Annotated in this window: 14 protein-coding genes; 11 read left to right on the top strand and 3 right to left on the bottom strand. The window is 35.4% G+C overall.

Annotated elements, in window-relative coordinates; translation table 11 throughout:
- Positions 1 to 80: 80 nt before the first annotated feature.
- On the bottom strand, positions 81 to 1,352 hold the full coding sequence (locus tag J3U56_RS00610) for an MFS transporter (protein WP_267333729.1): 1,272 nt from the start codon (positions 1,350 to 1,352) through the stop codon (positions 81 to 83).
- A gap of 426 nt (positions 1,353 to 1,778) precedes the next feature.
- On the opposite strand from J3U56_RS00610, the gene J3U56_RS00605 reads away from it, so the two are divergent.
- Positions 1,779 to 2,210, top strand: a complete 432-nt coding sequence (locus J3U56_RS00605) for a DUF3597 domain-containing protein (RefSeq protein ID WP_267366327.1) — start codon at positions 1,779 to 1,781, stop codon at positions 2,208 to 2,210.
- A gap of 89 nt (positions 2,211 to 2,299) precedes the next feature.
- On the opposite strand, the gene pth is transcribed toward J3U56_RS00605, so the two are convergent.
- Both pth and J3U56_RS00595 read right to left on the bottom strand, forming a co-directional pair.
- On the bottom strand, positions 2,300 to 2,884 hold the full coding sequence (pth, locus tag J3U56_RS00600) for an aminoacyl-tRNA hydrolase (protein WP_065634721.1): 585 nt from the start codon (positions 2,882 to 2,884) through the stop codon (positions 2,300 to 2,302).
- 78 nt (positions 2,885 to 2,962) lie between these two features.
- Entirely contained in the window at positions 2,963 to 3,910 is a 948-nt protein-coding gene (locus J3U56_RS00595) for a ribose-phosphate pyrophosphokinase (protein ID WP_065634720.1), read from the bottom strand.
- Positions 3,911 to 4,176: 266 nt separating this feature from the next.
- On the opposite strand from J3U56_RS00595, the gene trmB reads away from it, so the two are divergent.
- The 10 genes from trmB (at position 4,177) to rlmD (ending at position 15,124) form a co-directional block, all read left to right on the top strand.
- A complete protein-coding gene (gene trmB, locus J3U56_RS00590; protein ID WP_267346715.1) occupies positions 4,177 to 4,881 on the top strand; it encodes a tRNA (guanosine(46)-N7)-methyltransferase TrmB in 705 nt (234 codons plus the stop codon).
- A gap of 18 nt (positions 4,882 to 4,899) precedes the next feature.
- The gene (gene nfsA, locus J3U56_RS00585; RefSeq protein ID WP_267343638.1) at positions 4,900 to 5,625 is read left to right on the top strand and encodes an oxygen-insensitive NADPH nitroreductase; all 726 of its coding nucleotides are present in this window, start codon (positions 4,900 to 4,902) and stop codon (positions 5,623 to 5,625) included.
- Positions 5,622 to 6,773 carry a histidine-type phosphatase gene (locus J3U56_RS00580; protein WP_267366326.1) on the top strand — a complete coding sequence of 384 codons (1,152 nt, stop codon included), beginning with the start codon at positions 5,622 to 5,624 and terminating at the stop codon, positions 6,771 to 6,773. The genes nfsA and J3U56_RS00580 overlap by 4 nt, the downstream gene beginning before the upstream one ends.
- 705 nt (positions 6,774 to 7,478) lie before the next feature.
- Complete coding sequence (locus tag J3U56_RS00575) at positions 7,479 to 8,786, top strand: MFS transporter (RefSeq protein WP_267366325.1); 1,308 nt, start codon at positions 7,479 to 7,481, stop codon at positions 8,784 to 8,786.
- Between the two features lie 9 nt (positions 8,787 to 8,795).
- The gene (gene galE / locus J3U56_RS00570) at positions 8,796 to 9,812 is read left to right on the top strand and encodes a UDP-glucose 4-epimerase GalE (protein WP_267366323.1); all 1,017 of its coding nucleotides are present in this window, start codon (positions 8,796 to 8,798) and stop codon (positions 9,810 to 9,812) included.
- A gap of 44 nt (positions 9,813 to 9,856) precedes the next feature.
- A complete protein-coding gene (gene galT, locus J3U56_RS00565; protein WP_267333736.1) occupies positions 9,857 to 10,906 on the top strand; it encodes a galactose-1-phosphate uridylyltransferase in 1,050 nt (349 codons plus the stop codon).
- Entirely contained in the window at positions 10,907 to 12,064 is a 1,158-nt protein-coding gene (galK, locus tag J3U56_RS00560; protein WP_267333737.1) for a galactokinase, read from the top strand.
- Positions 12,055 to 13,053 (top strand): galactose-1-epimerase, encoded by a 999-nt coding sequence (gene galM / locus J3U56_RS00555; RefSeq protein ID WP_267333738.1) that lies wholly within the window; start codon positions 12,055 to 12,057, stop codon positions 13,051 to 13,053. Before galK ends, galM begins: the two co-directional genes overlap by 10 nt.
- Positions 13,054 to 13,291: 238 nt before the next feature.
- Positions 13,292 to 13,780, top strand: coding sequence for a pantetheine-phosphate adenylyltransferase (gene coaD / locus J3U56_RS00550; protein WP_267333739.1), 489 nt, complete (start codon positions 13,292 to 13,294; stop codon positions 13,778 to 13,780).
- Between the two features lie 15 nt (positions 13,781 to 13,795).
- Positions 13,796 to 15,124 (top strand): 23S rRNA (uracil(1939)-C(5))-methyltransferase RlmD, encoded by a 1,329-nt coding sequence (gene rlmD, locus J3U56_RS00545; protein WP_267333740.1) that lies wholly within the window; start codon positions 13,796 to 13,798, stop codon positions 15,122 to 15,124.
- Positions 15,125 to 15,133 lie beyond the last annotated feature (9 nt).

Genomic DNA, 15,133 nt, shown 5'->3' with positions numbered 1-15,133 from the left:
AAGAGCGTCAACCGCCCTTTTGTTTTATGTTAGGATGTACTTCTTTATTGCATAACGAATATAATGATTTCTGTATTTAATTACTTTTGCTTACGCTGATACAACAGTGAACACATAACAATTGCCCCAACAATATCTAAAAAGCCCATAGTAATAAAAAAGGGTTTAAAGCCAATTGTTGCAACAAACTGACCAACAATAATTGTAAATAAGAAACTAGCAATCCAAGCCGAGCTACCACGCAAACCATTTACTGTCGATACTTCTTTACCATCAAAGTTTTCAATAACTTGAATAGTAAGCATGGCAGATAACATCTGATGTCCCCATGCACCTATAGCAATTAAAGCAATGGCTGCATATGGGCTTTGTGTTAAACTTGCAAACGCCATGGATAACATGAAAAAAGCAGCGCCAAGATAAGTTACACAAGCTGCATTAACACGAGACAAATTAAAACGCTTATTGAGCATACGCGAAAAATAACCGGAGGATAAACCACCAAAATCGGCAGCAAGGAAAGGAATCCAAACAAACATTGCCATCTCTTTTAATTGCATACCGCGTTCAGTTAATAAATAGTAAGGAACCCAAAAATTAACTGCCGCCCAAGCTGGTTCAGCTAAAAAAGCTGGAATAGCAATACCATAGAATTTTTTTTGCAAAATCACTTTTTTAATTGCTTGCCAGATGTTTTTGTTTTGTTGGCTCTCTGTGTCATCTTGATCGGATAAGATATATTTTCTTTCCGCCTCACTAATAGACCGACTTTTTGACGGCTCGCTGAAAAAGTAGAGCCATATTCCTGCCCAAATTAACCCAACAGAACCTGGAATTAAGAAAGCTAACTGCCAACCACCAAATTGGTGTATCGCATAAATAAGAGGAGGAGCAATCATGGCACCTAATGAAAAACCAACCATACTCCAACCATTAGCAATAGCGCGTTCCTTTTTAGGAAACCATAAACTAATAACTTTAGCATTGGCTGGTGCAACAACAGATTCAGCACCGCCCATAAAAAAACGTAAAATCGCTAATTGAAACCAAGTGCCTGCACCAGCATGAAGTATACACATAATAGACCAAATGATGACCATTATCGCAAAACCAACTCGTAAACCAATTACATCAATAAACCAGCCTACAATAGGTTGAAAAAGGGTATAAGCTAGTTGAAAAGCGCCAGTAATATACGAGTATTCTTTAGGTGTTATATTTAAATCACGTATAATTTCTTGAGCCATAATACCTAGCGCGTTACGATCGACATAATTAAGAATCACACCCGTTGCAAACAAAATGATCATTACCCAACGGACATATCCTCCTGATTTAAAAATGGAACTCATAATATACCTCTAGTTGTAATTTAAATTTCTAACATAAAAAAATTATGTAACACTGCATATTGGTAAACCAAATATTACAACTAATTTATTACATCGTATGCCAGATTTGTTCAAAATTGAGACAGTGATCACATTTTATATAGAATTGGTATAATAAATAATTTTAGAAAATAGTATTAATTATTTGTTACAAAACTAACTTATACAAGTTATTCAATATATTAACTCATCAAAGTTTGAATAAAGATCGCTTTAAAAAATAGATATAGAGACTAAAATTGGTAGCCTAATTTTGAAAGATAAAAGCAGCAAATATTTATCTTTTTGACAGCGTTACTTTCAAACAGGTATACTGAAAAGGATATTATCTACATCTATATCGTTAAGCAGTTTTTTTAAAGCAGTTTAAACATAGGAGGATGTAATATGGGTATCTTAAATAATATTTTTTCTAAAATATTTCCAAGCGCACAAGCAGCAGCATCAAATGTTAACAATACGGTCAAAGACAAAGTAAATAGTATGACAGATGCTGCTAAAAACGCCGCCTCTGGCATTCAAACGGAAACACAACAAAATTCAGACCAAGCCAAACAAGTATCTCAGACTGATGTTATGTCAATTTTAGAGAATTTAGCGAACAAATATCCTGAAAAACTTAATTGGAAAACATCAATTGTTGATTTATTGAAGTTATTAGGTATCGATAATAGTTTAGAAGCACGAAAAAATTTGGCAAAAGAACTTAACTACCCAGGCAGTACCGATGATACCGCATCGATGAATATGTGGTTAATCAAAGAAGTAATGAAAAAAATCGCCGAAAAAGGGGGAGATGTTACCCATCTATTTTCTTAAGATTGTTTGATTCAACACAATCCACCTGATGCTAGGTGGATTATCATCCAATAAGACTTACCACTATAATAAGCTTAATAACCTTTCTTTCAGCCTTTAAAAGCATGTAAGTGGTTCATTGCACTTTCAATACCATCTGATAATAAAATCTCAACCGATCGTACCGATTCTTCTATCGCCTTATCAATAAGTTCTTGTTCGGGTTTAGAGGGTTTATTTAACACATAACCAACAACTTTATTTTTGTCACCCGGATGACCAATACCAATTCTGAGACGATAAAAATTTAAATTATTACCTAATTTGCTGGCAATATCTTTTAAACCATTATGACCGCCATGACTACCACCAAATTTAAATTTAGCAATACCTGGGTTAAGATCCAGTTCATCATGAGCGACTAAAATTTCTTCTGGTTTAATTTGATAAAAAGTTGCTAGTGCCTGTACCGCTTTACCACTTAAATTCATAAACGTAGTAGGGACTAATAATCTCACGTCATGACCACCAATGTTTATTCTAGCTGTATAGCCAAAAAATTTAGCTTCATTTTTTAAAGATTGATGATATCGTTCAGCTAAAAGATCAACAAACCATGCACCTGCATTATGGCGAGTTGCGGCATATTCATTTCCAGGATTGGCAAGTCCTACAATAAGTTTTATCGTTGTCATAATATTGGGATTATTTACTGATTTTTTTTAGAAAAAAGCCCCAATATAAAGGGGCTTGTCGTTCAATAATAAAATAAATTATTGATGGAACATCGCTGAAATTGACTCTTCGTTACTAATACGACGAATAGCTTCAGCAAGCATTCCAGATAGTGTTAATTGACGTACATTTTTTAATGCTTTTACTTCAGCAGTTAACGGAATGGTGTCACAAACAACTATTTCATCAATGGCAGAATTTTTAATATTGGTGACGGCTTTACCTGAAAAGATTGGATGCGTTGCATAAGCATAAACGCTTTTAGCACCACGCGCTTTTAATGCATCCGCCGCTTTACAAAGTGTACCGGCTGTATCAATCATATCATCAACTAAAATACAATCTCTATCAGCAACATCACCGATGATATTCATCACTTCCGCTTCATTAGCACGTTGACGACGCTTGTCGATAATAGCCATATCAGTATCATTTAAAAGTTTTGCAATCGCACGAGCACGTACCACACCACCAATATCAGGCGATACGACAATCGGACGTTCAAACTCGCGTTGTAACATATCTTCTAAAATAACCGGGCTACCAAATACGTTATCCACAGGTACATCAAAAAAACCTTGAATTTGCTCTGCATGAAGATCAACGGTTAATACCCTATCAACACCAACTGTTGATAAAAAGTCAGCAACAACTTTAGCTGTAATAGGCACTCGCGCTGAACGTACACGACGATCTTGCCTTGCATAACCAAAATAAGGAATAACCGCCGTGATACGACCAGCAGATGCACGACGCATTGCATCGATCATGACTAATAATTCCATTAGGTTATCATTGGTAGGCGCACAAGTTGATTGAATAATAAAAACATCTTCACCACGGACGTTTTCGTTAATTTGTACATTTACTTCTCCATCGCTAAAACGACTAACAACAATATCACCAAGAGAAGTATAAAGACGATTAGCTATACGTTTTGCCAGCTCCGGTGTAGCATTACCAGCAAAAAGCTTCATATCAGGCACGAGAAATCCTCAAGCATGTTATAATGATTACTTATACGTAATCGGTTAAATCGGGGTAATAATTATATAATCATTTACAGAGTATGCTCAACCACATTATAAAAATTTATTCAAAAATTTTTATATGTATCACAATAATAAATAGAAAAACATATCAATAATATGTTTTCTTGAAGTGAATCAAAAATCAGTTAAACTACTTTCTAATTATAAACCTTAATGAGTAAACAAATTTGGCAAACCGCAACACAAAAATAGATAACGTGATGAATGAACAATCCATGATAAATAACAATGAAAATATTAAATCAAAACGAACTATTCGAAGTTTTGTATTACGACAAGGTCGTTTAACTAAAGGCCAGCAACAAGCATTAGAGAATTTATGGCCTGTATTTGGTATTGACTATAATCCAAACGTTACTATAGGTTCAAATAATAACAAACCCTTTGTGTTAGAAATTGGTTTTGGTATGGGGGCATCATTGGTTGAAATGGCCAAAAATGCGCCGACTAAAGATTTTCTGGGGATTGAAGTGCACAAACCTGGAGTGGGTGCTTGTTTGATGGCGATTGAAGAAAACCAATTATCTAACCTAAAAGTCATGTGTCATGATGCCGTTGAAGTCTTGAATAATATGATAGCAGATCACTCGCTTGATAAGGTGCAAATTTATTTTCCCGACCCTTGGCATAAAGCAAGACATAATAAACGTAGAATTATTCAACCTGAATTTGTGCAATTAATACAAAGAAAATTAAAGGTTGGCGGTATGTTACATCTTGCTACCGATTGGCAACATTATGCCGAACATATGCTTGAAGTATTAACTCAAGCAGAAGGTTTTAAGAATTTATCATCAACGGGTGATTATATTCCCAGACCAGAAGATAGGCCAATTACTAAGTTTGAAAAAAGAGGTCAAAATTTAGGGCACGGGGTTTGGGACTTACAATTCATAAAAAAATAGTTATATAAAGGAGCCATTATGCAAAACCAAACAATTGATTTAATTTGTCAGCACCGTTCAATTCGTGCTTATAAATCCACCCCCTTAACTCAAGCGCAAATTGATACAATTGTTACAGCTGCACAATCGGCTTCAAGTTCTAATTTTTTACAATGCGCTACGATAATTCGTATTACTGATAGTGACAAACGTGAAAAACTTGCTCACTACACAGGCGATCAGTGCTATGTTAAACAAGCACCCGAATTTTGGGTATTTTGCGCTGATTTCAATCGACACTTTCAAATTGATCCAACAATCCCCCTTGAAAGAGCAGAACAACTTTTAGTTGGCTGCATTGAAACTGCGATCATGGCACAAAATGCAGTGATTGCAGCTGAATCTTTAGGCTTAGGCATAGTTTATATTGGTGGCTTACGTAATAATATTGATAACGTTACAGAATTATTAGCCATCCCTAAATATGTTTTGCCTCTTTTTGGGTTATGCATTGGCTATCCAGACCAGCACCCTGAAATAAAGCCAAGACTTCCTAAGCCTTTGGTATTTTTTGAAAATCAATATCAATCAATAGATAAAACTCTATTGGCACAATACGATACACAAATGAATGATTATTACAATCACCGTAGTACCCATCAAAAAACAGGTGGTTGGAGTGATAAAATTGCCGAAACGATTATAAATGGGCAACGAAGTTTTATTTTAGATTATCTACACAAGCAAGGTTGGATCACAAAATGAGTAACTCGCATTACCAATTGGAGAAAGTTGTTATACTAAGTCGTCATGGTATTCGTACAGCTTTACAAAATACCCTAGAATTTATTGATCAAGCTACCCCCTATCAATGGCCCAAATGGGACCATCCTTATGGTTATCTAACAACCAGAGGAGGAGCATTAGAAGTCTATTTTGGTCACTACCTGTCACAATGGTTAGAAAAACACAACATCAAAATAACCAATAATAGTCATGACTTGTTTGTCTATGCCAATAGCTTACAAAGAACCGTTGCGACAGCACAGTTCATTGTAGCCGGCGCCTACGCTGGTTGTGATATAACTATCAATCATAAATACCCTATTGAAAGAATGGATCCAATTTTCGATCCAAGTTTAGAAGAAGATTCAGCACAATTTAAGCAAGCCGTTTTACGTGATATCGAGCAAGCAGATAAGGCTCAATCAATTTTTAAAAACTTAGCGCCGGCTTATCAAATTTTGTCTGATATACTCGATTACAAACAATCTGAGCTATACAAACAATATCAGTGTGAATTAGCCGATATCCCATTAGAACTCTATTTTAAAAAGAATGAAGAGCCAGCGTTATTGGGTGCCTTAGCTGTTGGCATTAGTGTCGTTGATTCTTTTTTATTGCAATATTATTCAGCGTTCCCTAAAAATCAAATTGCATGGGGTAAAATTGATAGCTTAGAGCAGTGGCAACAAATTGTGCAGATTCGTAATCAGTACATTAACTTAATTTGCCACACCAAAACACTCGCTACACGCGCAGCAGCCAAATTGATCAATATGATTGATGATCTAATGCAGCAACAATATACGGTCAATTTATTAGTCGGCCATGATAGTACAATCGCATCACTATTAGGCGCTTTAGATTTTGAAGATTATCAACTACCTCATCAATATGAAACCACTCCTATTGGTGGTAAAGTAATTTTTCAACGCTTCAAACACTCGCTAACAGGCAAGCATTATTTTAAAGCTGAATATGTTTATCAAAGTTTTGAACAACTTTATACAGGACAAGCGCTCGATATCAATAATCCACCTGAACATTTTCAGCTAAAACTCAAAAATGCATCACTCAACTCTGATGGGTTTTATGATTGGAGCGATTTTGAAAAACGTATCCATGTTTAATGCTAAAAAGTATAAATAACCTTAGTGCCCATTCCGCCAACAAAATTGGCGGAATAGTTTTATCAAGCCATAGCTAACTTTAACGTTTATAGTTATGTTAATTGTTCTATTGATAAACTTTATAAAATCACGCAATAAAATAAAAATATATGCACAAACAAAACTAATTGAAAATTGCATATTATATTAGCTCACTCAACAGATAATCTGTATTTTCCAACAAAAATTTTTATTAAATGTCTAAAATGGTATGCCTAAAAACTAGCAATAACTAATCTATATTTTGATCTCGTTATGGCTTATATTTTTCAAAATAACGCCTTTTTTGACTTGATAAAGATCTTTACCTTAATTAACCTGTTTTAAAAATGTAACCGATATCATAAAAGCACAATTTTAAGTCATAACTAATTTTATCATAGTTGAAAAAATTCAGTTTAATGAAAATAGCCACTATTTTTCTATAAATAACAGCATGTATAAACTCAGATTTAGCATTAATACAACATTCAAAAAAACTTAATGATGCAATGTAACTAATTTATAAAATAATGTAATCGATTTCATAAAATGTTATCTAGATCACTTTTTTGGAAAAAATAAGATGATATTATCCTTAAAAACAGATGGCTTTTTGTACTTGCTTTTAATGTAAACGATATGCAAATAACGTGTTCATTGAAAGATTAGCAAAGGAAGTTGATTATGAATCAAAAAATAACCTCATCCCTTTATAATAAAAATTACTGGGTATTTACGCTTTACTTTTTCCTTTATTTTTTCATTATGGGGGCCTATTCGCCATTTTTTCCTGTATGGTTAAAAATGAATGGGTTAGATCAAGCCGAAACAGGATATGTGTTCTCATTTATTTCATTATTTGCGCTTCTTTTTCAACCTTTCTTTGGGTTAATCTCGGATAAACTCGGATTAAAAAAACATCTATTGTGGATTATCACATTACTATTAGTTCTATTTGGCCCCTTTTTTATTTTTGTATTGGGACCACTACTTCAATTTAACGTTACTTTAGGTGCTATAGTTGGGGGACTTTATCTGAGTGTGGCATTTAATTGTGGTTCACCATCAATAGAAGCCTTGGTTGAAAAAATCAGTCGACGAAGTGGATTTGAATTTGGTCGATGCCGTATGTTTGGTTGTTTTGGTTGGGCAATTTGTGCTTCATTTGTTGGTATTATGATTTCAAAAGATATCAATGCGGTTTACTGGTTATGTTCAGGTTTTGCAATTATCTTATTGTTTTTAGTTAAAATAGCCGATCCAGCCAAAACAACAACGACCGACGTTGTTGAACAAATGGGACTTAATAAACCAGAACCGTTCAATTTAAAACTTGCGTTTAACTTACTTAGCATGAGTAAAACATGGTATTTTATGCTTTATATTATCGGTGTTGCCTGTACTTATGATGTGTTTGATCAGCAATTTGCTAACTTTTTCACTTCATTTTTCAAAAGCGAACAAGTGGGCCGTGAAGCGTTTGGTTATGTCACAACGCTTGGGGAATTTTTAAATGCGACTGTTATGTTTTTTGCACCAATTATTGTCATGAAGATCGGTAGCAAAAATACTTTATTAATAGCTGGAGCGATTATGTCGATTCGTATAACCGGTTCAGCATTTGCAACTAACGCAATTGAAGTTGTTATTTTAAAAACATTACATATGTTCGAAGCGCCATTATTATTGGTTGGTGCATTTAAATATATTACTAAACACTTTCCTATTCGATTATCAGCAACAGTTTATTTAATTGCATTTTGTTTTGCAAAACAACTCTCTATTATGTTTATGTCCACCTTTGCTGGTCTAATGTATGTTAAAATTGGCTACGAAGGCACGTATTTAGTCCTTGGCGCAATCGCATTAAGTTTTACATTGATTTCGTCATTCACTTTATCTGGACGCGGTCCTTGGGATATCTTTAAAAGACTAAACAGTGAACAAAATAAAGATCAACAAGAACTCAACAAAAATATAACATTAAATTAAGGTTTTAACATGAAAATATTAGTAACAGGTGGTTGCGGGTATATTGGAAGTCATACATGTGTACAATTAATTCAATCAGGATACACACCGATTGTCATTGATAACCTATTCAACAGCAAAGCTTCGGTATTAGATAGAATTAAACAAATTACTGGGCATAGTGTCAGTTTTTATCATGGTGATATCTGTGACCAACAATTATTAGAAAAAATATTTGCTGAGCTTGATATTCAAGCAGTTATCCATTTTGCTGGACTAAAAGCCGTGGGGGAATCGGTATACAAACCGCTTGAATATTATGAAAACAATGTCTATGGCAGTATTGTGTTAATGAAAGCAATGCGAGCTGCGGGTGTAAAACAGTTAATATTTAGTTCGTCAGCAACCGTATACGGTGAACTCGCACCAGTTCCCTATGTCGAGACATTACCACAAGGTTTACCAAGTAGCCCGTATGGAAAAAGTAAATTAATGGTTGAACAATGTATGATGGATTTAGCTGTTGCTGAACCAGACTGGTCATTAACTTTATTACGTTACTTTAATCCTGTTGGCGCACATCCAAGCGGATTAATGGGTGAAGATCCACTCGGTATTCCCAATAACCTAATGCCTTATATCACCCAAGTTGCTGTAGGAAAACGTGAGTCACTTGCTGTTTTTGGTAATAATTACCCGACAAAAGATGGCACTTGTGTTCGTGACTTTATTCACGTGGTCGATTTAGCTGATGGACATATCGCTGCACTTAAAGCTGACCAACATAAAGCAGGTGTACATATTTATAATTTAGGTTCAGGTATTGGCTATAGTGTCTTAGAAGTTATTAAAGCTTTTGAAAAAGCCTCTGGTAAACCACTCAATTGGCACTTTGCTCCTAAACGTGCAGGTGATTTACCCGCGTTTTGGGCTGACGCAAAAAAAGCAGAACAAATTTTAGGTTGGAAAACCAAATTAACACTTGATGATATGGTAAAAGACTCGTGGAATTGGCAATCACATAACCCACAAGGCTATCCAGATTAAACCATATAGCATCAATCATAAGAAGAAAGATAAAAGAGGCAAAAATGGCTATTTTTAATCCTGTTGATCACCCTCATCGTCGTTATAACCCATTGACTAATCAATGGGTACTTGTCTCGCCACATCGAGCCAAACGACCTTGGCAAGGCCAGCAAGAAACATTAAATCAAGAACAAAAACCCTGTTACGATCCAAACTGCTTTTTATGCCCTGGGAATAAGCGAGTGACGGGTGATATTAATCCTAACTATACTGGAACCTATGTTTTTACTAATGATTTTGCCGCATTAATGGTAGATACGCCAGAATCACCACAAAGCCAAGATCCGTTATTCCAGATCCAAAGTGCTAAAGGTACTAGCCGCGTTATCTGTTTTTCGCCCGATCACAGTAAAACACTTCCCGAACTCAATTTACCCGCTATTGAAGGCGTGATTAAAACTTGGATAAGTCAATTACAAGAACTGAGCCAACATTATCCTTGGGTACAAATATTTGAAAACAAGGGTGCGGCAATGGGTTGCTCTAACCCACATCCACATGGACAAATTTGGGCCAATAGCTTTATCCCCAATGAAGTTGCGCGTGAAGACCTAAATATGCACCATTATTTTGAAAAATATCACCAAAATTTATTAGTCGATTATGTGCAAAAAGAGTTAACGTTGGGTGAACGAATTGTGGTAGAAACAGCACATTGGCTTGCCGTTGTCCCTTTTTGGGCCGTGTGGCCATTTGAAACACTATTATTACCCAAAACGCATATTGCGCAATTAACTCAGTTAAATAATGACCAGCAAATAGATTTAGCTATTGCGCTCAAAAAACTAACAAGTCGCTACGATAATTTATTTCATTGTTCTTTTCCTTATTCAATGGGTTGGCACGGCGCACCATTTGTGGGGGATAACAATGATTATTGGCAACTACATGCACATTTTTATCCACCTTTGTTGCGTTCAGCGACGGTAAAAAAATTCATGGTTGGTTACGAAATGTTTGCCGAAGTGCAACGAGATTTAACCCCCGAACAAGCTGCCGAAAAACTGCGCAACGTAAGTGATGTGCATTATAAAGAGCAAAAGGATAAGTAAATGAAAGCATTAATTGATAGCACTACACAAGTATTTGAAAGCCAATTCGGTTATCAACCCGATACCTTTATACAAGCGCCAGGGCGCGTAAACTTAATTGGTGAACACACCGATTACAATGATGGTTTTGTTTTACCCTGCGCAATTAATTATCAAACAGTGATAAGTTGTCACAAACGTTCAGATAATATTATACGTGTTATTGCTGTCGATTATGATAATCAACAAGACCAATTTTCTCTTGATTCGTCCATTGAAAAACATCCTGATTACCAATGGGCTAACTATGTGCGAGGTGTAATAAAACATCTTAAAAACTATACAAATGCTATCCATGGCGTCGATTGTGTCATTAGTGGCAATGTCCCCCAAGGTGCAGGTTTAAGCTCGTCAGCATCGCTTGAAGTTGCCGTCGGTAAAATGTTACAAGTCCTTTATCAGTTACCTTTTGATGGCACAAAATTAGCCTTAATTGGCCAAGAAGCCGAAAACCAATTTGTCGGTTGTAATTGCGGCATTATGGATCAATTAATTTCGGCACTAGGACAAGCTCAACATGCACTATTAATTGATTGTCGTTCACTGACAACCAAAGCAGTGAAAATGCCCAACGATTTTTCTGTTGTCATTATTAATTCTAATATTAAACGGGGATTAGTTGATAGTGAATATAATACTCGTCGTAAACAATGCGAAGCGGCTGCAAAAGCACTAGGTGTTAAGGCATTACGTGATGCATCGTTAGCTGATCTTGAAAAAATTAAAACCACCTTAGATCCAACAGTATTTAAACGTGCACGCCATGTCATTACCGAAAATGAACGCACTGTTCAAGCGTCAAAAGCACTTGAAGCCAAAGATTATAAATTATTATCTGCATTAATGGCAGCAAGTCATCATTCAATGCGTGATGATTTTGAAATTACGGTTCCTGCTATCGATTATCTTGTCGAAATTATTCATGATGTAATTGGCGAACAAGGTGGCGTTCGCATGACTGGCGGTGGCTTTGGCGGCTGTGTGGTCGCACTGGTGGCAAAAGATAAAGTAAACAGTGTTAAAACAATCGTTAATGACAATTATTCTAAAAAGTTTGGTATTAAAGAAACAATTTATGTTTGTGAACCTAGTGAAGGAGCCCACGTTTTATGCCAATAAAACAAATTATTACATTAACAAACCAACAAGGAATGACCATTAAGGTCTCTAATTGGGGGGCAACTTGGTTATCATGCTTAATACCTGTAGCAAGCAAGCATCGCGAAATACTGCTGGGCTGTCAATCACTAAACCAATATCAACACCAAGATGCTTATCTTGGTGCGACTATTGGACGTTATGCAAATCGCATTGCTAATGCAACTATCGATGTCAATGGTCAACACTATTTACTCACCGCCAACCAAGGGGTAAACCTACTTCATGGTGGACAATGTGGGTTTGATAAAAAAATTTGGAACATTGAATATCAATCAGCTCAAAAAGTAATATTTAACTTGATATCGGCTGATGGTGATCAAGGCTTTCCCGGTGAGCTGAAGGTGATTGTGACCTATTATTTAACTAATGAAAATGAAGTCATTATCGATTTTCAGGCAACAACTAACAAAACAACACCAGTAAACTTAACTAATCATGCTTATTTTAATCTTGATGGTGATTTGAGTAACAGTGTCCTTGCACATACATTAAAAGTTAATGCAAATTTCTATTTACCGGTTAATAGCGCGGGGATTCCTTATCATAACTTAGCTGATGTTGGTCAATATGACATGGATTTACGGCAAGCAAAACAATTGTCTGATAGACTGCTCGAAAGTCCCGAACGGCAAGTGACAGGCGGTTATGATCATGCTTATTTACTAGATAAAAGCAAAGCTATTGCTGCACAGCTGATATCATCAGATAAAAAAGTTTTAATGAATATCAAAACCACTAAACCTGCATTACAAGTCTACACTGGTAATTTTTTACAAAATACGCCTAATCGTCATAATGATGTATATAGCAACTTTGCGGGTATTGCATTAGAAGCACAATTTTTACCCGATAGCCCGCATCACCCACAATGGCCACAACCAAGCTGCTATTTGCAACCCAATGAAGTGTATCATCACCATATAACCTATCAATTTATCACAACGTAAAAACGACTTATTTGATTAAAGTACATGACAGTAATACTTAATTTTTACCCATAACCCACCAATTAAAGAAAAAGCAACTTTACTCTTTTCACCAATTTTGGTATACCATTAAATATAAGAAATTAAGGTGCACCATATACACCAAAATAAAAACAGTAAGTTTTTACCAGCTTAAACTAACAATCTGGCATAAAATTAGGTATGATATTTTTAATATGTCCTAATGGATAACCTGAACATGAAAAGTAAAACTTTAACCGCTATTTTTCCTGGTACTTTTGATCCGATCACCAATGGTCATATTGATCTTATTACCCGAGCGTCGCAATTATTTCCACGTTTAATTATTGCTGTTGCACAAAATCCTAATAAAAAAACGCTTTTTACACTAGATGAACGCGTCAATTTAGCATCTAGCGCCATTGAGCATTTACTTAATGTTGAAGTCATTGGCTTTGATAATTTAATGGCAGATTTTGCCCAAAAACATAATGCGACCGTGGTTGTCCGTGGTGTAAGAACCACGCATGACTTTGAATACGAAAGGCAACTGGCCGAAATGAACCGCGCACTAAAACCCGATTTAGATACGATATTTTTAATGCCATCTATCGCAATGGGATTTATTTCATCAACTATTGTAAAAGATGTTGCTTTTCATGGTGGTGATATTTCAAACTTAGTGCCTTTACACGTTAAAACGGAACTTTTAAAGCGCTTGACATAATTTAAGTAAGTTAATATGGTTAATTTTTATACTCCACCTAAAAAGAAATTTATTCCGCAAAAATTGACTGTAACAGTCTCAACGTTAGATGCCTTCGGTCAAGGGGTAGCCAATCATAATGGCAAAACAATTTTCGTTAAATCTGCGCTACCTAATGAAACAGTTGATATTCAACTTACGGAAGATAAAAAAAATTATGCCAAAGCAACCGTCATTAAATATCATAACCAAAGCCAAGATCGCCTTAAACCGCCATGCCAATATTATCAAAAATGTGGTGGCTGTGACTTACAGCACATATCACCACGCGTGCAACAACAAGCTAAATATCAAGCATTAATTAATTTGTTAAAAAAAGAGAGTGGCGCAACATTAGATAATGTGCTTAACGATGCCCCTATTATTATTGCCGATCAACCTTACGCTTATCGCAGAAGAGCCAGATTATCTATCAACCTGATCAAAGGTGTACTTTTTGTTGGTTTTAGACAAGCAGAATCAAATCAAATAATTAATATTAAACATTGTCCTGTTTTAGTTGATAAGTTAAATAACTTACTGATTCCATTACAACACTGCTTAACTAATATTAAACAAAAAAAATCACTAGGTCATATTGAATTAATCTCGGTAGATAGTGGGGTAATTGTTGTATTAAGACATATTAGCCCGATGGATGAACAAGATACCAAATTATTACGACAATTTGCTCAAGAACATAACATTTCACTCTATTTGCATGGCGATAAACTTGTTCATATTACCGGTGATAACCAGCATTATTATCAAATCAATAAGTTAAAATTAACCTTTAGCCCTCTAGATTTTATTCAAGTAAACAGTAAAATTAATCAAAAGATGATTAACCAAGCACTTGAGTGGCTAACATTAGAGCCGACGGACAACGTTTTAGATCTATTTTGTGGAATGGGTAATTTTTCATTGCCGATGGCAACATTAAGTAAATCGGTCACAGGCATCGAAGGTGTTAAAGCACTGGTTGAAAAAGCACAATTCAATGCCAAATTAAATCGCAGTGAAATACGTGCAGATACCCAATTTTTAACCAGTAATTTAGAGGATGAGCAGCAATTTTCAACATGGAATCATTTACAATTTGAGAAAGTTCTATTGGATCCCGCTAGAGCAGGTGCTTTTAATACTACCGCCCAAATTGTAAAAATATCACCTAAAAAGATCGTTTATATTTCGTGCAATCCGGCTACATTAGCCAGAGATTGTAAACAATTTATTGCTAAAGGATACAAGATTGCTCAAGTCGCAATTTTAGATATGTTTCCACAAACCAAGCACATTGAATCAATGTTGCTGTTAACGAAGTAGGATCATAAT

Origin of the sequence: Gilliamella sp. B2824 (assembly GCF_026536245.1) — a bacterium.
GTDB lineage: Bacteria > Pseudomonadota > Gammaproteobacteria > Enterobacterales > Orbaceae > Gilliamella.
The sequence above is the reverse complement of the archived record's forward strand: the minus strand, read 5'-3'. Positions and strand labels throughout refer to the sequence as shown.